Origin of the sequence: Butyricimonas sp. Marseille-P3923 (assembly GCF_900184685.1) — a bacterium.
Lineage (GTDB): Bacteria > Bacteroidota > Bacteroidia > Bacteroidales > Marinifilaceae > Butyricimonas > Butyricimonas muris.
The window spans coordinates 298117-318522 of sequence record NZ_FXXL01000004.1 but is presented as its reverse complement, the minus strand read 5'-3'; the positions used below and the strand labels follow the sequence as shown (position 1 = coordinate 318522).

Here is a 20406-nt window from a genome sequence, read left to right as displayed (position 1 = left end):
TGTCCTTTTATGCACTCGAATCGCTGACGCATGGCTTTATAGCTCTGATGAATACAGTAGGTCCTGGATCCAGAACCAGGTAATCGCCTGGTCAGGATCCAGGTAGAATACTGTATGCTAAATTCGATTCCTCGTGCAAAATCAGGCTGCGTTGCCCGTAAGTCTCAATCAGGCCGGCACATTGCTTTATCAGTTCGATATGAGCAGCTATTCAGCTACGGACCTTGTCCACAGGCATCTAATCAGATGCCTTGGACTACGGTCCTTGATGTTATTAGCTGCACCATTAAACTCCTGACCTTGACTTTTCATTTCGTGCTAAGTTTTTGCGGTTCTTAGGATTGTGGCACGTTGCTCTAATAGGTCGATGTGCGCCGCGATTTGAAGTCCGGGCAGCGACGTCGTGTTCCTGATAGTGAATAACGACGTCATTGCCGGGACTTCATTGCTTGCGGCACGCTGATTCTTGTCCCCTGAACCGCAGTTTTCCGTGCTGAAAAAAAATCTCATTCGGACGGTACATTCCTTTACTTTCCTGATGTGCGCTGCTCTGTTCTGCTGGCCTGATATGTCCTCATCTCCGCTCGGAGATGAGGAGGTATGTGGCCGCAAGTTCAAGAGCTGCATAGCTGAAATTCCGACCTTGACTTTTGTAGCTGTGTACTCAGCTTCTCATGATTCTCAGAATATCGGCACATTGCTTTATTGCTTTGATGTACGCCAGTTTCGGAAGCCGGATGGTCGCCGTCGTATGACGTTAGGGATACGACGGCGCCGGACGGGCTGTATCGAAACTCGGCATATTGAATCATATTCCTTGAATCACTGTGCTTTCGTGCTAAAGAAGAAGTTCTCATAATGACGACACATATCTTTACTTGCTTGATGTCGCCCGCGAGAGCCCAGCTCTTGAGGAGTCTGAAGGTGATGGTCCGATCACCTTCAAGACTCTCGATAGAGCTGGGCTACACACGCGGGAATCTCAAACTCATTCCTCGAACTTCTGCTGATGTGTTTCAGCCCATCGGATGTCAGGCAGGCGACACATTTCTTTATGACTTCGATATATTACAGGAGAAACCAGAACTCACCGATCCTCGCCGGTTGTTAGACCGGCGAAGATCTATGCGTTCTGGTCTGCCATCCTGTAACATTGAATTTTGCCTCTTCATCCATTTACCGTGTGCTCGGTGTATCCTATAATGATGCTACCAGCGTGTTGTACACAGCCCGACTTGTCAGCAGTGCATTCCTCATGCAACCAATCGTCAGATAGCCGGGGATGTTGCCTCCGGTTTTGGAGCGGTTCGCTTTCACATTACGTCCCCGTCCCCGGACGATACATCCGTCAGACTTGTTTCTGACATATCCCAGACCTCCGATCTTGCGTTTGCCGGTTGCAACTGCCCGCAGACAATCCATGACAAACATATTCAGTTCGTCAAGGTCTTTCCGCACATTGCATACAGGAAGAATCTGTGTCGCCCAACTGAACTCGCCGTTGCCCTTGTACAGGTAACGGTTCACGGCATGGACGGCTTTCGTCAGCGTCGTATCCCGACAACGAATCGTTCGCTGTTCAATCTCTTTCTGGAAGGTTTTGATACGGCTGGACGAGAGCGAAATCATCTTGCCTTTGATGCTATACCCGAGAAATTTGAACCAGTTGTCCGCTGTCAGGTACTCCACCTTTTTCGGATTGAGTTTCATGGACTTCTCGGCAAGTCGCTTTTGGAGCAGTTCCATTGCTTTTTCATAGTCGGCACCGACAAAGAGCATGTCGTCCGAATAGCGGACATAGTAGCCGTTCAGTTCCGACAATTCCTCGTCGAGGCCATACAGGAGTACATCGGCCAGCCAGCTCGCCACGGCGCAGCCCTGCTTGAGGGACTGGTATTGACTTCGGAGCCTGTTTTCCTCATCGAAATACAGGTCCGAATGATAATATTTCCGCAGTACGTCGATTAAAACGGAATGACCGTGTTTGGCCTCAACCTTATCGAATGCCTCATCGACGAATTGAATCGGCACGCTGTCGAAATATTTGGAAAGGTCGGATTTCCAGCCCAGAACTCCGTTCTTTGCGGCGTTCACGATCTGATGGCTGACCTCGATAACCACTCGGCCGCAGCCTATTCCTGTCTGGTAGGACTTGCAGGTTTCGTGGAGCATTTCAGGCATCAGGTCGAACAAAAGGTCGTTGGCGATACTGAGTATCACACGGTCCATCGGCTCGTTCACGTACACCGTGCGGAACTCGCCGTTGTCTTTGGGTATCTGCGCCGTATGCGGAGGTGAGATTTCAAAGTTTCCTTTCCGCATGGCATTGGCAATTTGCAGGCGCGTGTGTTCATCGGCCAGCCGGATGAGCTGGTCTTTCCGGATGTCTTTGCCCACACCTTTCTCGATTGCTTTCGTCCATCGTTCGATGTTAAAAAACATTTGCAATATCTTATCTGCCATTTACAAGTTAATCATATTGTTAGAAAGTTAATTTTTGTCTTTATGTTCGGACTGCCACAGCCGATATGCTCTCTCATTGCGTTTTTTCGGGCTTAATTTTTTGCAGGTTTTGCAAAACGCATTAAATAATCCCTGACTGATGTATTCCTCACGGGTAATAGGTTCTCCGCAGCATTCACATCTGTATTTTTTATCTGCACCTGACATAGTTATTTGATTTGTTTGTTATCACACACGAGCACATCCCCGACAATGTAGTCCGATACACTCGGGTGGTTTTCTTTGAAAATGCGGGTTGCCGCAGGATTGTATGCGAGGTCGTTTATTTTCCCCTCTTCGTTCACGACCATGATTTCCGTTTCGTTCAGAAATACAAGTTCGATGTCTCCGCCGACTATTGCCTGCATTTCTTCCAGCGTAAAGTCGGACCCATTGGCAGGTTGCACCGATTGGCGCATCCCGTTTGTTTTTATGATTTCTGCCATTTATTTCTTATGTGTAAAAGTGATTATGGTTTGACCGTCATAACCGAATTTCGCTTTTAGACCGAAAGCCTCGGCATCGGAACTGATGCAGCAGATGTCCCAGACATTTAGTTCATGGGCACAGGTTATGACAGTGTTGTTTTCTGAGATAAGCGGTAATTTGTCTTTCAGCGCCGCACCGCCGCATATTCCGCGCTGGATTACTCCGCGCTGGTGAGTAGTAAGTTTCTGAAACTCCATAGACTTATTCGTTGACTTCGATCCCGAACATATTCGACATAGTGCTACCAAGCGCATCCTTAAAGCCTCCGCTTACGGCCCAGTATTCAAGCAATTCATCGGCTATTGCCTGAATTTGCTCATCGGTAGGCAGATTACCGTTATACCCGTACTCTTCGAGCAGGGCGCGGCTGATTATAGTGCCTTGTACTTCGTGGATCTTATGGGCTACTTCTACCTCATAGCCATAGAACAGAGCGATATTGTCGTACTTATCCTCGGCCGTGCTGCCTGCGAAGTATTTATACCACGTAAGGTTGCATTCGGTGTGGCGTTCCGTAACACGAATTATGGATAGCGTGTCCCCGCAGAAATCGAAACTTGCAAGAGTTTCCCGCTTCACAACCTCGCGGGAATTATTCTGCCAATTATGCCGTTCCCATACCGGCAAGTCCTTAGGGGCATATTGGCCAATCCAACTCCAAAAGTCAGGAGTATCAAGGCAGCGAGCCGGTTTGCCGGAAAACTTGCGCCATGCTTCACGACAAGCGGTTTCCACGGTCGGAAATTCAACGGGGAACCGATTGCGGTCATTGGCGATACGCATGTGTTCTTCCCACGCATGATTGCACACAATGAGTGTAATATCTTCATCAAGGCTGCTCCCCGGTTCGTAAAACTCCTCGCTGGCAATATACCATGTTCCGCCCGGACCGGACGTGTCCCGTATCAAGAAGCGAGTCGGTTTGTTGCTGTCGTCGGAAAAGACTTCCCAATATTCCCGACAGTAGCCCTTGTCGTCATGGTGAAATCGTATTTTTATCTCTTTCATGATGTTTTATTTTATTCCGTGAATAATTTCGGCATAAAGCGGTATCCATATAAGATTAGCCCCGTTTCTGATGCCCGGTTTTTAGTCGCATGTTCTTTTTTCAGATTTTGCGAAGAATCCTATCTTGCGTTTCCCCCGTTTGCTTTTCTTTTTCACGGAGGATTTGTCAGAACCTTTCCGTTCGGATGATGCTGATACTTTGGGCATTTCAATGCCGTAAGCCAACATACGCTCCTCGTACATTTCCAAGAATTCGGTTTCTGTCAGTTCCGGAAAATTCATGCAATAGACTTCCCAAGCGTCTTCCGGTGTATAATCGGGGTTGGCCATCATGATGTCGAACATCATATCTTCCGTCCCATTGTAATCATCGGTATCCCAATAAGGACTGTGCCCATGATAACCCTCAGTCGATTCATAGGCATATACCTTCGTGCAGGTTTCGATGATGTGCCGCACGAAATACAGGCAATTCATCAAATCTTCTTTGACTGTAAACTCATTGTCCGTATGAGGTTCATAGTATCCGCAACTGAGGTTGATGCAACTGACCGAAAGACCATTTCCCCGCAGGGCTTCCACATCCGTCATCATCCCTGCTTGTGGACGGTAACCAAACCGCTCTGGCTCTACGTCATGCAAGAACTCCTCACTGCAAATCTTTTCCCATGATATTTGTGTGATAATATCGTTATATCCACGGCGGTCGGGCTGTATTACAAAACGACAATTCTCAAAGAATGTCATGTTTGCCGCATTGCTTCCCACGCATCCAATCTCTTCGCCCACGAAAAATGCGATTTTTATGACGTCATATCTCGCAAGGCATTGTAGGGCAATCCAAATCCCATTCTTGTCGTCGGCACCTAATCCTTCCCACTGACGTTTCGAGGGCGAGTATCCGAAAATGATGTCGCGTGTTTCAATCGCACGGAAATCCCTGCTGTGTATCTTTTGTACTTGGTCAAGATGGGCCACGATGCAGGGATAGTTTTCTACGATGCCACGGGTAATATATAAATTCCCGATGGCATCTTGTTCAATGACTGCATCGGGAATGTTTTTAGATACGTACTGTTTGATAAATGTCCGTATCCGGTTCTCGTTCCTGCTTGGGGAATGTATTTCGTAAAGTCGTTTCAGTAATTTCATTTTCTTGTTGAATTATAAATAATTGATTAAGCTGCTTCGGGCATTGTCGCCGCAACGAGGCGCATACCGTAAGGCAACCCTGTATTTTCATCGATTTCATCGTAGGCCGTACCTTCAAAAACATGACAATCGCCGTCACCCACCAGTTCTTCGAGTGATTCGGTGCTGATTGTACGCTGCTCATAGCGATTCAGGGCAGACCGCCAGCACATGTATTTGACAACATCGTCGTCATCCTCGTAATACTCCCCGTCGTAATCGGAATAGTACCAATTGCTCTCTTTGTATTTCTGCTCTGCATTACTCATGCAGTCCTCACAGCAGTAGGATTCTTCGGTAAGCTCCGAATAATAGCAGTTGTCCGCCAGCTCGTAATCTCCACAATATTCACAACAGTACACATCATCCTCGTGATGATATTCGCCGTCGCTTTCCACAAATCGGAAGTCTTCCAAATCTTCCACATCGCAAGTATATTCACGTCCATGCCAATAGACGGTTCTTACCTCGTTGCAACAACGGTCATGGTAATTGTCATATTCCCTCTCATCATCCTCGATTTCCCCATTCGTGGTATCCAGTTCAATGTCGCCCTCACCGAAGTTGGTGGCAATTCTTTCGTATTCATCATAGTTTTTGAAGCTATCCTGATACGAGAGCGTATCTCCATAGTCCAAATCGCAGGCAATGGAGAGTTTAAGATGACTGAGCGAATTGCCTTCATTGTCCACAAAAGCCTGTGAATCGCCACAGCCTGCACCGATTTTTTTGTACCCGTCTATATGACCGTCACGAATAAGGGCATCTACCAATGCCCGTTTGAGAATATCATTGCACTCCGTAGAATATTGACGTTCGGCCAGACGCCAGACTTTATCATGCTGGTCACGGACTTCGTTATAGATGATACAACGAGCAATGATTTTTCCGTCCTCGTTTTCAAGATAGGCGGCACTGGCATTCACTGCATTTTCATAGAACGTATGGAATCCCTTATCGACCATGCAACTATGGAAGTCGCCGACACATTCATCCGAATCATATATCCTTTGGAAGTCAGAATTAACGTGCAGGCGGTTTTGCGGCAGGCATCCCATTGTAAATGTCTGCCACTCTTGAGCGATTTCCTCGCACAGATACGTTATTACCTGCTCCGGCAATGTCCTGCCAAATGCCGTTTCGAGAATGAGCTTGCGGTAGAGCTTGCCGATTTTCATCTTGAACACACGCCCGTTTTCGGCATTGACATAGCGGATGGCACGATAGTCTCCGTCCTCGCAGACACCTTTGTAGTCATCCGTGTAGTAATTGGCACTCCGATAGATGTTTTTCAGAATCTCGACCTTGTACGGCAGATTATCGTCACGGATGCCGGAACGTAGGATTTCGGCAATCATGGTTTGCTTCAACTCTGCCATACTCGAAATATGGAGCAGATGAAAGTCGCCGGACGTGATGGCGTCATGGAGCAACTTGCGGTCTTTGATATAGGAGAGCAGAATTTTATTTTTACGGCTTTTCTCCCCATTGCCGTGATGCTGTATTCCGAAAAGTTCGTTGAACTCCTCGAAATTGCGGAATTTGTAGAATAACATATATTTAGGCTTTAGAGATGGGTAAAAAAACTGCACTCACCGATTGATGCGGCAAGTGCAATGTTGAATGGAACACTCTCTCCCTGTTACTATTCGGGCATATTTTCGGCACACGTTCAGGCTACACTGCCTTTCGGGGGCTGTTCATAGTTTCAGAATCCGAAACAAGGAGCACACGGAGCCGTCAGCACACGGATTCCGACCCAGACGAGCAAGAGCAAGCCTGCGACAAATACCGTGTTCAGAATGGCATCCTGCCGTTTGCGGGCAAAGGCGATTATCTTCTTCATGGCTTTGATTATTACGGTTTGACTACAATCGGGCATAAAAAAGGCACGAGTTCTCCGCCCGTGCCTGCACCGATATATTTCACACTATGCTATGCCGCCGGTGTCGGCGACGGTGGCAGTATCGGCATTTTGATGATACGGCAACTCTCGCCCGTGAGCACACGATATACCCGCACGAGTCTTCGCCCGCGAAAACTGCTTACCGTAACGCTTTTCACACCTCTTGAAGCCAGAGTTGCAAGCACACCTCCGGCACTTTTCAATTTGTCGAAACTGCCGTAACTCTCGGTTCCGGCATTATTATATAATTCTATCATTGTCATTTGATTTTAGTGCATGATTGGATTGCCGAACTCACATGAATATCGGCAGCGGCTTTACGAGCCAATCGGGCTGACCGGCATGGAAACACTTGTCAGCACGCCTTTGCGCTTCTTTCGCACGGATGCGCCGAGGCTTTTTAGATTGTTTTTGCGGTACTCCTTTTGCCCGCAATTTTTCTCCAGCATCGGGTGTTTTCGCTTCTTTAGGCACACGCCAACGGCCGTTGAACGTTGCCGTATAGATGCGTTGCAACTCCGTGCCTTTGTAGCACATGACCAGTACGGCAGGCGGTTCGCCGGCAATTTCGCCTTTTACCCGCAGCCTGTCGAGCGTGTCTTTGGCCGCCTTGAAATGGGCATAACGCCCGTAATTACGAGTGCGGTCTTCGCTGAATATTTCAATCATACACTCAGGTTTGTTACATTAGTTTTTTGAGGAATTTCCAAGCCTGCGGGCTGTATCTCCGGCACACGAAATTCTCTAACGATTCGGTGCGTTCATATCCGCAATTCTGGCATAAGTACCGCACAAATTTGTGCGTGATGAAGTGCAGCATCCCCGTTTCATGGCTTTTGCAGCGGTCGAAGTACGGGGAGATACCGAGCGCAAAGTGGGCAGAAAAATTTTCCGCCACTTCGTTGAAAGCAATGAGTTTATACATGGTATGAAACAAAAAGGACAGCGCACATTTTCTGCACGCTGTCTTGCTTCGATTGTATAGGGTTCGTTATGCCGTTACGCTGCAACAGCTACGGGTTCCGCTCCGTTTCTCGGCTTTCTGCCACGCCTGCGGGCAGGCTGTTCCGCCACCGTTTCGGCTACGGGCGTCGCACTTTCGGCGACAACCTGTTCGGTCTGCACCTCTTCGGTCTGGGCGATGTCCTTGGGCAGTTCCACACGGAAATTCAGTGCCTCCATGAGTGCTTTGGTGGCATTGTGGATGTACTTCTTGCGGTCGCGGGCGGAGCGTTCCAAGTCCTTTTTGGTCGGCATTAACCCGATTCGCGCCCATACGCTTGCATCGAGGTCGAAGACTTTGACCGTAATGCCTGCGGAGGTGCGAATGATGAGCCGGTGCGGAGTTCCTGCACGGAGTTTCGAGCGGATACCGTCATTCGATTCACGGAGCAGCGATTCTTTGGTCTTCACTTCCCAGAATGTCGTTACCACGTTGCGCAGTACACGGAACATTTCGTCCTGCGTTTTCACGGTCGCTTCGTAATCGGCACCGAAAAAGTGCATAGCCGTGTTTTTGCCGTCTTTGCCGGCATACTCGAAAACCACACCTGCGGCATTAACTGCCATGTTTGCAAACTGTTCTGCATTTAACTTACTGATTGCCATAATGATAAAATTTAGTTGGTTTCTATGCGATAGTGCATATTGAGGGCACTGCGGAATCGAACCGCACGTTCTGCGGATGGCAAAACGGCACGACCTGTGCGTGCCCAAAAATCGCACGCTACCTTTCACCCGATAGCGTGCAGATTTCATCTCAATTTGCACCTCACTAAAACGTGCCCTATACTCGCTATTTCGGAAAAAAGCCCTATATTTGCATCGTTCACACGCAAAGACGATTATCCGCTGTCATGGCAAGCCCGACATACTCCAATTTCGACGGGTGCTTCTTTGGCACGTCCCCCGTCTTTTCCAACGGGGCAGCTAACATTAGGGCGGTTGGCGGCTGGTGATTGTGGGCATGACATTGGCAATGCTCTTTTCTCAAGCTCCGTGCGGATTGTTTTTACCGCATAGCGATTTTTATCTCCGGCTGCGCAAGGGCAGACTTATGGCATTATTTTATCGCCTCCCTTTTCCATACGACTCTCGCCCTCCCAAAATCACGGGCTTTGCGTATGCGGACAAAATACACGTATTTCGACCGTTCCGACTTGCGGCATTGGTTTGCCGTTCCGCTCGGTGTGGTTGTTTGACACCCTATTTAAGCGTTCCAAAACGCACGGACGAATTTTTGATTTTCCAAGCCTCAAAAATAGGTTTCCCACAAAAAAGGCTTTTGTTTTCTCGCTGTTGCGGTTTTTGCTGTCTGTTTCTTACTTACTGACTTTTTTTGTTTTTACTATTTACAGACTTGTTGCGGTTGTGTCGCTTTTGAAAGTCTGTATATTTTTTGTTTCTGTTTTCCCCGTCTGTTTGTCGGGGCTGTTTCCCTTTCGGGTTCAATTCAACTCTAAAACAAATTTTTCAATCCTCCAAATAATTTTTTTCGTCCGACTGACAAAACGGCTCTAAAATGAGAGTGGACGCCCGCGCGCGAGGGTTATTCCTATTTGATTGAAAATCAACCTATTGCAGAAAAGAAAAAATTTTTTCAAAAAAAATATAGGGTTCAACGCTCAAAAACAGACTGAAAGAAAAACTATATATATTGATAGTCAATTATTTGCGAGTTAAAAAACAGACTAAAAACAAGGGAGAATTTTTTTTTGCTTTCAATCCGAAAGAAACAAAGGTCTATTTATAGGCTTTTAGTTTCACTTTTCTACAAAGTGAAGGTTGTAAATAATTGAATAACAATGTACTAATAATTTTTAAAAATAACGGGGTGGGTACTACCCCTGGTGCGGATTCGATACGCGCCCTACGGCCTGATTTTCAAGTCCCATTTTTGGCTCTGACTTTTTTGTTCAAAGTTTGGCACGGTTTCGGGGGATTATTTGTTCAAAATAGAACAGGATTTGCAGCAGGAGAATCCGTCAGGTCATTGACAGACTTTGCAAGAATCCATTTACCCGCCGGCTTTGCATTGGCGGATCCTTTTGACGATTGTCATTTCATGTTATGGCAGACACGGTTATGCGGAGAATGTCACCGGCTGAAACATACCGAGCTTGGATGTCAAAGCAGGCGGTCGCATATATAGTCTTGTATAGGAATTTATGCGCTAATGAATTATCGAATTTTTTGTCGAAACTTTTATTAGGTTCCCCTAAAAAGAAAATTGATAAATTAAGCCCGCATTTCCCGGACAATCTCTATCTTTGCCTAAAGTAAACCTGTATATAATTTATAGATGCAAATACCGGATGAGTAAAAGCAAGTCGGCAATCCATGATTTCTTCCGATGTTACAGACCGAAGAATGAGACGCATGAACTGGCCATAGCGCAGTTCTGTGCCCAGCGACGCTTTGTCGTCTCTATCGACGCAACACCCGACAAACGGTTGCCCGTAACATACGAAGAGTTCCGGCAATGGTTCGAGACGGATACGCCCAGGCGCGGTGATGTCGTGAACCTTGTAGGGCAAGGGATTTCGGGAATTGTCGAAACGGTGGGTGTAAACCAATCCGTGTGCCTGTACGTCTCCATCAGAGGTGATGAACTGAACGCCTCTTCCGGATGCTTCGACTACACCTCGTTGGAAATCGCCGACAAGGAGACGGTTCTCCACCTCCAACGGTCTCTTTACAGGGAAGGTCTGGTCTGGAACCGATGGCGTAACCGAATCAAGCCACGTGAAGTGCCTAAAGAGAATGTCCAGTACCAGATCAGCGTATTGGGGCGGAAAATCGGCTACGGCGTGTTTCGGGAAATCGATGCCGAGGGACGGATTGTCATGTACTGCATGAAACCGGAGGACGGTACAGTGCGGTATTCGCTGCGGGAGGTTGTCGGACCGGTAGAAGATTACCAGCTGGAGCCAATCAATGTAGGACAGCGTGAGGAACTGGCGAAAGAACTGGAAAAGGCCGGTGTCCTTTGGAACGGGTTTTACAAGCGCATCGAGCCGGTCAATTATCTGGCTCCGGCAGGGAAAGGCTACTACTACCTGGACGAGTTCTGGGAGGTATGCAGGACTATCGAGCAAGGCAAGGCCAAAGGTGCGAAGTATTTCAATAACGGAAACTATTCCCGGTATCGGGAACCGCTGGAGGAACTCCGGAGGTATCTTTTCAGCGAGCTGGGTGTCGGTGCTGTTTCCCGTTCTGAAGAGACCGTATATTACTACCTGAAAGAGTTCTGGAAGGTCTGCAAGACGACGGATAAAGGACGACGGAGGGATATAAAGCGAGCCAATGCCGGTAATTATTCCACCGATGAAGAGAGCATAAAAAAACTTGCCTTACAGTTACAGGATAAACGGAAGGAACAACTGTCCCGTTATCCGTTAAAGGGATAGCCGTTTTACAATCATCCGCTATCCGTCACCTTGTTGCTGGAAAAGTAAATCCCGCTTTGAAATTTCTGTATCGGTATTCTCTATCTTCTTCTAAAGAAGAAGCAAGATGGAGGGTATAAATAAAGCACTTCCGCTACGCTCCAGTGTTTATTTATACCCTTTAATGCTCACCCCTAAAGGGGTTCGCTCTGTTTTTCTTTTAGTAGATAAAAAGAGAAAAGTAAGATAGTAGTATAGTATATATAATATTACTGCATCTTACTTTTCTGTTTTATAGAGTTAGAAATAGTTGTCGGTCAGCCCCCATCGGGGCTTTTTTTATGCCCGTAGGTTTGCTCGAACTTCTCCCTGAAAGCCTTTACCGTCTCTTTGGGCAGGTAGCGGCGCACCTCGCCGCAGAGCCGGTCATACTCTTCCAGAGGGAGCGTGTCGAGGTCTGCCATTTCAATCTCCACGTCTGGATGCAGCCTGCGGAAATAGAATCCCGCCGCCTGCGCATATTCGCCTTTGCAGGCCCGGCTGACCGTCTTGACAGATGTTCCGGTGATTTCGGCGCACGATTGCATCGACTTGAAGACGGCGACCAGTATGCGCGTGTGGCCGAACAGCAGCACCTGCTTCGGATGCCGGAATGAACTGCTGCTTTTCCCTTTGTGTTTCATACGGTTTTCATTTTACCATGCGTTGCAGGATTCGGGTAATGAGCGGGATGTTTTCCACGTTGATCCACTCTTTTGCCACGTTCCAGCTCAGTGATTTACTAAAACAGATACTCTCTTCCGTGAGGATATGATACGACAGGCGTCCTTCCGTCGGTTTGAGTTTTAGCTCATGCAGTTCACAGAGCCCGTTTTTCCAGAATATGCAGCCGTGCTCCGTCTGGAGGGCCTGCACCATCAGTATCGGGAACGGTATGGCTCCGACCAGCATACCGACAGCCCAAAATGTAATTCGCAGCCGTTCTTCATATCCGGCCTCTATCAGTCGCCAGATGTCCTCCGGTGTACCCAGGCAGGGCGTCAGGCATTGTCTCCGACAACGGGGACAGTCGCAGCTCACGGGATAGCGCCCCGTTGCTCTTGAAATCTTCTCGGTCAGTTCCTTGCTCATGCTGTCTCTTCCGGTTGTTGTTCGGCATTTCGTTTGTTCCACAATTCGATGATTTTTTCCCTGCCGAGTAGTGACCACCGCTTACGGGTACCGAATGCCCATCGTTTCTGAGTTTTGGGATTCGTCCAGTAGTACGGCACGTCGATTTGCCATTCCCGATATTCAGGCAGGACAGCCCATTGCCTCTTCTCGAACTGACAAATGCCGCTATTTTCCAAAAACTGACTCATTCGGTTGGCTGAGATACCGATTTCCCGGGCGAGTTGTGTGGGTGTGAAATAATCCACGCCTTCCGTCAGATGGCTGTACGGGTTTTCCACCCTACGGCGTCCGGACGGCAGCTCTGGACGTTTAGGCGGTTCCCTGTTCCAGAGTTCAAGAATCTGGTCACGGCCGATCTTGCTCCATCGTTTCCGTGTTCCTGCCGCGTAGCACTTGCCGGTGCGCAGGTTATTCCAGTAATACGGCATGTCGATTTGCCAGCTTCGGTATGGCAGGAAGGCTATCCACTGGTTTTTCGAGAACTTGCAGATGCCTTTCTCGGCAAGGAACTGGTGCAACTGCCGGGGTGTCGTATTGAGCTCCTGCGCGAGCCATGTCGTCGAATAGAAGTCCCGACCCTCGATCAGGTTGTCGTAAAACTCCACCTTGTAGGAATCGGCTTCGATGCGTTCCTGTTGCAGGTGTATTTCGTGGCGTTGGGCGACAATCAACTGCTGCGCCTCGTCGAGGCTTTGCGGCACGGGCAGATTCTCGGTAGTGCCCATGCCGCTTTCGGGTCTGGGTTCCAATGTGACATAGCCCCGTGTCATCAGTTCGTTGATTTTCGTGTTGCACCATTGCGAGAACTCCGGCGACAACTGCCGGGCGAACTCCATCGCCAGCTCTTCATCGATCCATGTCGCCCCGTTGTTACGGCCGCGCGTGGTAAAAATCTGGCTGTCGAGGCTTTCCGAGATGCCCTTCTCGACCAGATGTTGGCGATAGCGGACGAAATCCGCCTTGCGCAGTATCTCTGCGGGCAAAACTCCGAAGCTGCGGGCCATCTGCGTGGCGTTTATCATCATCTTATTGTTCGCAGCACGAAAAGAGATCGGATGGTCCTGATAGCTGAACACCACGTCTTCCTGCTGTGCGGGTCGCGTCGCTTTGGCAGACTGTATGGCCGCGTCTTCGAGCAGTTCGTTCAGCCACGTCTCCACTGCGGCGCACTTCTTTGCCGCGATGGAGTTTTCGCGCCGCATGGGCCGGATCAGCTTATAGACGTCGTAAGGGCTGATGGCCCACATCTCGCGTCCTTTCTTGCGGAACGGAATCTGAATACTGGAGGGCAACTGGCGGATAGCCGCCTTGTCGGTCAACATCTCCTCGCGCCCCAATACTTTGCAGAGGTCATGGAGGTTTACCCATGCCAAGGTTTTGTCATCGTTGAACAGCACCCTGACCGGGTACTCTTCACATAGTATCGCATTGCTTTTCATCTTGTATTATTTTTCATTCTCTTTCTCTTCTAAATCACGTTGTTTACAGAATTTCCGGAACTCCTTGCGCCGTTCCTCATACGCCTGTCGCTTGTGGGCGATCTCCCGCACGGTGAAATAGCGGCGCTCCACACCGCAAAGGCGGTCGTATTCCTGCAATGTCAGGTTGTCGAGGTCCGACAGGTCGATTTGCACATCGGGGTGCGCATGTCGGAAATAGAAGCCTCCAGTGGCTACATACTTCCCGGTACAGGAGAACGATATGCTTTGGAGGTTGATGCCTGAAAAATCCGCCGCGCTGTGCAGCGAGCGCACCACGGCGATGAGTACATACGCTCCGTTGAAGACCAGCAACTGCTTCGACGGTAAAAATGGACCTTTCGTTTTCATAGCTCATCGGTGTTTGGGGTGGAAAGCAGTTCTTCATGGGTAAACCGCTGCTGCGCCTGCATTAGGATGTAGGAGTCTGAACACGCGATTCCGGTCAACAGCATCTGCGACATGTTGTCCAGCAGGTACACCCCGAATACGGGATCAACACAGCAGAGGAACGGCAGGGCGAAAGATTCTTCCGCCAGAGAGTGCCCCGTAGCGGTATCAACGGCGAAGCGTTCGTCCGGCGGTATGCCGTACATCTTGCCCAGATGGTCTATCCACAAGGCGAATCCTGTGGTAAATTCAGCAATCTTTTCTTCCGGGTCCAGCTTCATGGATTGCAGGAAGTGTGTCATGTCAAAATAAGTCCGGGTATCAGTGACGACGAACAGCAAATCCGGAAACTCGCCGAACCGAAGTCTGAACCCTTGATGATTTTCTATTCTTCTCATTTTCTCAAAATATTGAATTTTGCAGGCAAATATATACTTTTCGGCTCGATTTTGACTATAAATTTGCCGATAAATTTTATCGTTAATAATTCATTCATAGGTATTTACAATCGCATTTCGAGTGCAAAAACAGGCCAAAAATCTATAAGTAACCGTCCGCCTATTTTGTATGGTAAACCGAACATATTGGAGCCGATTTGTTCGTATGGTCTGAAGGGGGCAGATAACCCATTTTTTCGGGATCAAACTATTCTTTTTGAAACCCGAAAAAAATGCAGGAAGAAGGAACATTTAACCGCGAATTGCTCGAAAGCATATTCCACACGTCGAAAAAAACGATTCAGGAATACGTGCGGGAAATCGAACGGCACAACCGCTACCGTTCGGTGCGCTCGAACATGCTGCTGGGAACCATCCTCGACGACCGGGCGCGTCTGATCGACCTGTACGATGCGTGCCTGCAACAGGATGCGCACATCCGCGCGGTCATCGAGACACTCGAAAGCCAGATACTCGGAGACCGCTATATGCTCGCCCGTTTGAACGACAAGGGCAAATACGTCAAGGATGTGAAAGAGAGCCAGAAGATACAGGGTTCTCAGTTCGACAAAATCATCCGAGGCATCATCGAGGCCAAGCTCTACGGCTATACGCTGCTGGAAATCATGCCCGATACCGATCCTGAGACGGGACGGCTGAAGGAGGTAAACAGTATCGAACGCCGCAACGTCCTACCCGAACAGGGCATTGTCGTCAAACGGCAAGGACTGTGGCTGCCGCACTGGGACATTCACTCGGCCGCCTACCGGAAGCGTTATGTGCTCATCAAGACGGGAGATCTCGGGCTTTTCTCGGCCACGACGCCGCTGATTCTCGCCAAAAAGTTTACGGTTGCTAACTATTTGAATTTCAGTCATTCGTATGGTCAGCCGGTTATTCACGGAAAGACCGTCAGTGAAAACAATATGGACCGCAAGCGTCTGGCACAGGACATCTCCAATGCGGCTCAGAATAAGATCATCGTAACGGGGCTGGAGGATGAAGTTGATATCAAGACCTTCACCATGTCCAACAGCGAGAAGATATATACCGGACTGATTCAGTTCGCCAACAAGGAGGTCTCGAACCTTATTCTCGGCTCCGAATCGATGGCCGGAGGCATGCAGTCGTATGTCGGCTCCACCAAGGCGCATCAGGACATCTTCCGCGACCGCATCGAGGTATATCGCCGCTATATCGAGAACGTGATGAACGAGCAGATCATCCCCCGGCTCGTGGCGATGGGCTATATCCCCGCCGGACTGGAATTCAAGTATTCCAACCGCATCGACATGAATAACGAAGACCGTATTAAGCTCTACTCGCTCATCACGGACAAGTACGAGGTGGCGGCGGATGAAATAGAGAAAGAGTTCGGCATCGTCGTGGGCAAGCAGCTCAATGTGATACCCGGCATGGGTGGCGGAGGCAGTGTGGCAGTCGGTGGAAGCTCATCCGACCGGGGCATCATGTCGGACGAGGAATATTACAAACGCTACGGTCATCCCCGTGGCGTAAAACAAACCGATACCAATCCGTAGCCATGAGAATCACCCTTGAACAATTCTGCGAGCAGTGGGCGCCGAAAGGCAACGGCCGGTATTTGCCTAACAAGATGGAGTTCAACACCCACGACTTCGTGACAAAGGCCGGCGAATACTCCATAAGTCGGTTCCGCACCAGTTTCGCCGAAGGCGGTTTTTACGGCAGCGGCAAGCCGTGGCCGGAACGCAAATCCCGCTGGGGCCGACGCTTCACCCATCCCGTGATGAACGACACCGGAACCTTGTCGCGCTCCATCACCGGGGAAGCCGACCGTATGGACCACACCAACATTACCCAGCGCGGCTACGGTGAGCGGAAGAAGATTTTCCGCCGAGGAGCCCGTTACGCCATTCGGACCCAAGCGAGCAATTTCAAGCAGCCGGGCAAACGCGGCGCTTCCAAGAGCTACGCCGCTGTCCACAACACTGATCCGGCGTTGGGACTCTACACGGTCAACCAATATAGCAGCCGCCGGCCCGAACATCGGCAGTTTATCGGCATCAGCCCGAAATTGAATCATACCGTCAACCAATTGTTTATCCCCATTCTGTTCCGGGGATTTCCCTTTCCCAACCCATGATAAAAGACAAGAAGCCATATAATCCACCCGTAAACGGTTCCGCTCCGAGAGCGGAACAACCTGCGGTCGCCGTGCCCGAACAGGTATCGGAGAATCCGTTCGTGAACATGTATCAGGCTGTCCGCCGTGCCATCCTCACACTGCGGGAGCATCCGGAAGAGCCGCAAAGTCCGCCATTTTTCAAGACCATCATGATCGACACGGGACAGTTCTCCCGAATCGTGCGCAGCGAAAATCTGGAAATGGAAATCGCCTTTCCTGCCATCTTCATCCGCTTCGTGAACGTGCGCTACCTCGTGCAGCAGCAACGTATCGGCGAGGGCCGCGCCACCATGCGCATCCGCTTCATCCTCAATACGCTCAACCACACCGACCCGGAGCGGGAATGCGACCCGTTCATCGTTTTCCAGCGGTTGAACGTCGCCATTCAGGATGCCAAAAGCCATGAACCGGCACTCACGGAGCGATGCAATCTCCTTTACTTCGACATGCCGATGACAACCAACATGTTGCAGGCGTACTGGGTGGATTACGAGGTCTGGTTCCGGGAATCCTCCGCCTGGAAATACCGGAACTGGGTAGAACGCTATCTGGTCATGCCGCCTTTCACGCAGCATACCGATGCTCCGCAGCATGACACGGCAGGACACGGACACCATGCCGAACCGGTTTACGAACAGGTTACGGGATTCGAGCCGTCGGTAGATGTGCCGGACCTGCCGGAGGAGGATGAAAAAGAACCTGAAGAGGAAAAGCCTGCCGAGGATGTCCCGAACGGCTCCGAAAGCGGATTATAAACCATTTCACGCGAGCGAAGCTATTCTTACCCAAAGGAAAAGATGAACACGGAAACTTTTGAACATATCGTCTGTCAGTCGGGTGCCGGACGTCCGGCTTCCATCCGCTTCTTCGGCCGCATCACAGAAGAGAGTGCCGGACGTTTCAGCGAGGCATTCGACTTTTTGGAGAACATCGTGCGTCCGTCCCTTATCCGAGTGCTCATCAACTCGGAGGGCGGTTCGGTACTGCACGGCATGACGGTCTATGCCGCCATCCAGAACGCCTCGGTGCCTACCGAATGCGTCATCGAAGGCATGGCCGCCTCGATGGGCTCCGTCATCTGGGCTGCCGGGGACAAGTCGTTCATGCGCGATTACGGCATCCTGATGATTCACAACCCGTTCCTGCCTGACGAAAACGACGGGGAACCGTCCGAGATGGTCAAAGCCTTCACGACGCAGATCGAGACCATCTACCGCAAGCGGTTCGGGTTGAGCCGCGAAAAGGTCCGGGCCATCATGGACGGGGCTGCCGGGCAGGACGGGACATTCTTCGATGCTGCGGCTGCCGTAAAGGCGGGCATCATCCCCGAAAGCCATGTGCTGAGGACCAGCAAGCAGCTCCGGGACAAGGTGCGTGCCGACCTGTCGGGTATCACGGACGCGGCGGCCATACAGGCGGTCATGAACCGCATCACACCACCCAAAGAGGGAAATCACCCGTCGGACGAGAAAACCACTATTCTTAATACGAAACTTAATCACAGATCCATGAACGAAGAGAAAACATTATCCCCGGAATACAGCGCGGTGGTCGCCTCACTCGGTATGCAGGAGAAGAACGAGGTCAAAGACGTGCTCTCCCGCATTACGGAGCTGACCGGTGTGGAAGCCCGGCTGGCCGAGGCGAACAAAGCCCTGAGCGACGCCAAAACCGTGATTGCCGGCAAGGACGCCACCATCGGCAATCTCCAGAAAGACCTCGACAGCATAACCGCCCGGTTGCAGGTCTATGAGCAGAAAGAGGCCGATGCCAAAGCGAGTGCCATCCAGAGCTTCTTGCAGAAAGCCGTGGACGAAGGCAAGATCGAGGCGGATGCGGTGTCCGGCTGGAAAGAGATGGCAGCCACGAACTTTCAGTTGGTGCAGGACACCATCGGTTCGATTCCCGCCCGCGAGAAAATCAGCGAGCAGATCGCCACCGACCCCGACAACGCCAAAGCGGCCGCCGACGCCCTGAAGAGTGCCGGTCAGAAGATGGCCGAGCAGGTCGAAGCCGTCGTGGGCAAAGACTTCCAGTTCAAGAAACTACAATAACCCCGTCCGACGGGAGACGTACCATCCCGCCACCTTGATACACATAAACTGATTTGCCGGAAGTGGTTTACCGCTTTGAGTCGATGCTCCCTGTTCGCGGCCGAGATTCTAACCCAGAAAATCACTAACACAATGGCAGATACAGTAACTTTCTTACAGAACGGCTATGCCGGAGAGGTATTGGAAGACCTGCTCTCCTATACGGCGCAGGGCAACGACACCTTTCGTGAGGGGCTGATCCACATCAAGTCCGGCATCCAGCACAAGTACACTCTTCCCGCCATCCGGCTGGGAGACATCATTCAGGACAACGTACCTACGCCCCAGAGTTCGCACGGGGCCAAAGGTGAGAACGGCGAGAACGAATACCAGTTCACGGAACGCCACCTCGAACCCGCCGAGTTCATGGTTTACCTCGAATTCAACCCGCGCGATTTCGAGGCGTACTGGAAATTCGCACAGCCGACGGGCAACCTCGTCTTCCGCGAGCTCGACCCCAAGTTGCAGGCCACGATGCTGCGCCTTCTGATGGACAAGAAAAACGAGTTCATCGGCAATGCCATCTGGACTTCGGCCAAGGGCGGTGCGGCCGCCGCAGGTATCACGGCTCCCGCCGGTGCCGTGCAGATCGGAGCCGGTAAGGAGAAATACTTCGACGGGGTCATCAAGCGTATCATCGACAACGTGAACGCCACCGATGCCCAGACCGTTGCAGGCGGCCAGTGCATCGTCTCCGGTACGACCGAGCTCAAGGACGGCGCTGCGGTCGAGGCAGCCCTCTACTCGATGTGGCGGAAATGTCCCAAGCAGATCCGCAAGCGCTCGGGCCTGAGCATCGTCATGGGCTGGGAAGCGTGGGACGCCTACGACCAGTATATCACCGACAAGATGGTGAAATACTCCGAGAACAGCGAGGTGAACCGCTACCGCTTCAAGGGCAAGCGTATCATTCCGATTACGGGCGTGCCGGAACACACCATCGTCATGGGCAACTTCACGTCGGGAATGGACTCCAACCTGTGGATGGGCGTAGATTACGCCAACGACGCCGAAGTCCTGAAGGTGGACCGTCTGCAATCCAACTCGGAGCTCTTCTTCTTCCAGATGCGCATGAAGATGGACGTGAACATCGTCAAGCCTGCCGAGATCGTCGTCCATACGGCCTACACCAAAACGGCATAACCCTTTACCGAATCACCGAATATCAACGTGCGGGGGATGGA

The 20406-nt window shown here is 50.5% G+C and carries 23 protein-coding genes; 7 read left to right on the top strand and 16 right to left on the bottom strand.

The features are described from left to right. Positions 1-1197: 1197 nt before the first annotated feature. The 9 genes from CS948_RS03045 to CS948_RS03010 form a co-directional block, all read right to left on the bottom strand. Positions 1198-2463, bottom strand: a complete 1266-nt coding sequence (locus CS948_RS03045; RefSeq protein ID WP_099290279.1) for an RNA-directed DNA polymerase — start codon at positions 2461-2463, stop codon at positions 1198-1200. Positions 2464-2672: 209 nt separating this feature from the next. Beyond that, a complete protein-coding gene (locus CS948_RS03040; protein WP_099290278.1) occupies positions 2673-2948 on the bottom strand; it encodes a DUF3846 domain-containing protein in 276 nt (91 codons plus the stop codon). Beyond that, positions 2949-3188, bottom strand: a complete 240-nt coding sequence (locus tag CS948_RS03035; protein ID WP_099290277.1) for a hypothetical protein — start codon at positions 3186-3188, stop codon at positions 2949-2951. A gap of 4 nt (positions 3189-3192) precedes the next feature. Continuing rightward, positions 3193-3999, bottom strand: coding sequence for a hypothetical protein (locus CS948_RS21825; protein ID WP_240053551.1), 807 nt, complete (start codon positions 3997-3999; stop codon positions 3193-3195). Positions 4000-4080: 81 nt separating this feature from the next. Further along, positions 4081-5151 carry a hypothetical protein gene (locus tag CS948_RS21575; protein ID WP_176554889.1) on the bottom strand — a complete coding sequence of 357 codons (1071 nt, stop codon included), beginning with the start codon at positions 5149-5151 and terminating at the stop codon, positions 4081-4083. Between the two features lie 26 nt (positions 5152-5177). Then, positions 5178-6746, bottom strand: a complete 1569-nt coding sequence (locus CS948_RS03020; protein ID WP_099290276.1) for a hypothetical protein — start codon at positions 6744-6746, stop codon at positions 5178-5180. Between the two features lie 152 nt (positions 6747-6898). Next, positions 6899-7036, bottom strand: a complete 138-nt coding sequence (locus tag CS948_RS21570) for a hypothetical protein (RefSeq protein WP_153881015.1) — start codon at positions 7034-7036, stop codon at positions 6899-6901. An 89-nt stretch (positions 7037-7125) separates the two neighbouring features. Beyond that, positions 7126-7353 carry a hypothetical protein gene (locus CS948_RS03015; RefSeq protein WP_099290275.1) on the bottom strand — a complete coding sequence of 76 codons (228 nt, stop codon included), beginning with the start codon at positions 7351-7353 and terminating at the stop codon, positions 7126-7128. A 37-nt stretch (positions 7354-7390) separates the two neighbouring features. Further along, a complete protein-coding gene (locus tag CS948_RS03010; protein ID WP_099290274.1) occupies positions 7391-7765 on the bottom strand; it encodes a hypothetical protein in 375 nt (124 codons plus the stop codon). A gap of 137 nt (positions 7766-7902) precedes the next feature. Here CS948_RS03010 and CS948_RS21820 point away from each other — a divergent pair, with 137 nt between their 5' ends. Continuing rightward, positions 7903-8028 carry a hypothetical protein gene (locus CS948_RS21820; RefSeq protein WP_255301835.1) on the top strand — a complete coding sequence of 42 codons (126 nt, stop codon included), beginning with the start codon at positions 7903-7905 and terminating at the stop codon, positions 8026-8028. Between the two features lie 67 nt (positions 8029-8095). Here the strand turns inward: CS948_RS21820 and CS948_RS03000 are convergent, their stop codons facing one another. Both CS948_RS03000 and CS948_RS21565 read right to left on the bottom strand, forming a co-directional pair. Next, complete coding sequence (locus CS948_RS03000) at positions 8096-8704, bottom strand: hypothetical protein (protein ID WP_099290272.1); 609 nt, start codon at positions 8702-8704, stop codon at positions 8096-8098. Positions 8705-8924: 220 nt separating this feature from the next. After that, on the bottom strand, positions 8925-9089 hold the full coding sequence (locus CS948_RS21565; RefSeq protein WP_176554888.1) for a hypothetical protein: 165 nt from the start codon (positions 9087-9089) through the stop codon (positions 8925-8927). Positions 9090-10410: 1321 nt separating this feature from the next. Here CS948_RS21565 and CS948_RS02990 point away from each other — a divergent pair. Further along, a complete protein-coding gene (locus tag CS948_RS02990; RefSeq protein ID WP_099290270.1) occupies positions 10411-11505 on the top strand; it encodes a hypothetical protein in 1095 nt (364 codons plus the stop codon). Positions 11506-11801: 296 nt separating this feature from the next. On the opposite strand, the gene CS948_RS02985 is transcribed toward CS948_RS02990, so the two are convergent. Genes CS948_RS02985 through CS948_RS02965 form a run of 5 tightly spaced genes read right to left on the bottom strand, consistent with a single transcriptional unit; the run spans position 11802 to position 14923 of the window. After that, on the bottom strand, positions 11802-12167 hold the full coding sequence (locus CS948_RS02985; protein WP_099290269.1) for a hypothetical protein: 366 nt from the start codon (positions 12165-12167) through the stop codon (positions 11802-11804). A 7-nt stretch (positions 12168-12174) separates the two neighbouring features. Then, positions 12175-12615, bottom strand: a complete 441-nt coding sequence (locus CS948_RS02980; protein WP_099290268.1) for a hypothetical protein — start codon at positions 12613-12615, stop codon at positions 12175-12177. Continuing rightward, positions 12612-14096 carry a phage antirepressor KilAC domain-containing protein gene (locus tag CS948_RS02975; protein WP_099290267.1) on the bottom strand — a complete coding sequence of 495 codons (1485 nt, stop codon included), beginning with the start codon at positions 14094-14096 and terminating at the stop codon, positions 12612-12614. The genes CS948_RS02980 and CS948_RS02975 overlap by 4 nt, the downstream gene beginning before the upstream one ends. Positions 14097-14102: 6 nt before the next feature. Then, positions 14103-14486 (bottom strand): hypothetical protein, encoded by a 384-nt coding sequence (locus tag CS948_RS02970; RefSeq protein WP_099290266.1) that lies wholly within the window; start codon positions 14484-14486, stop codon positions 14103-14105. Continuing rightward, a complete protein-coding gene (locus CS948_RS02965) occupies positions 14483-14923 on the bottom strand; it encodes a hypothetical protein (RefSeq protein WP_099290265.1) in 441 nt (146 codons plus the stop codon). The genes CS948_RS02970 and CS948_RS02965 overlap by 4 nt, the downstream gene beginning before the upstream one ends. 272 nt (positions 14924-15195) lie before the next feature. On the opposite strand from CS948_RS02965, the gene CS948_RS02960 reads away from it, so the two are divergent. From CS948_RS02960 to CS948_RS02940, 5 genes are all read left to right on the top strand, one after another. Continuing rightward, the gene (locus CS948_RS02960; RefSeq protein WP_099290264.1) at positions 15196-16503 is read left to right on the top strand and encodes a DUF935 family protein; all 1308 of its coding nucleotides are present in this window, start codon (positions 15196-15198) and stop codon (positions 16501-16503) included. A gap of 2 nt (positions 16504-16505) precedes the next feature. After that, a complete protein-coding gene (locus tag CS948_RS02955; RefSeq protein WP_099290263.1) occupies positions 16506-17087 on the top strand; it encodes a hypothetical protein in 582 nt (193 codons plus the stop codon). Next, entirely contained in the window at positions 17084-17884 is an 801-nt protein-coding gene (locus tag CS948_RS02950; RefSeq protein WP_099290262.1) for a hypothetical protein, read from the top strand. Before CS948_RS02955 ends, CS948_RS02950 begins: the two co-directional genes overlap by 4 nt. Before the next feature lie 42 nt (positions 17885-17926). Then, positions 17927-19183 carry an ATP-dependent Clp protease proteolytic subunit gene (locus CS948_RS02945; protein WP_099290261.1) on the top strand — a complete coding sequence of 419 codons (1257 nt, stop codon included), beginning with the start codon at positions 17927-17929 and terminating at the stop codon, positions 19181-19183. A gap of 132 nt (positions 19184-19315) precedes the next feature. Then, complete coding sequence (locus CS948_RS02940) at positions 19316-20365, top strand: hypothetical protein (RefSeq protein WP_099290260.1); 1050 nt, start codon at positions 19316-19318, stop codon at positions 20363-20365. Positions 20366-20406: the final 41 nt, after the last annotated feature.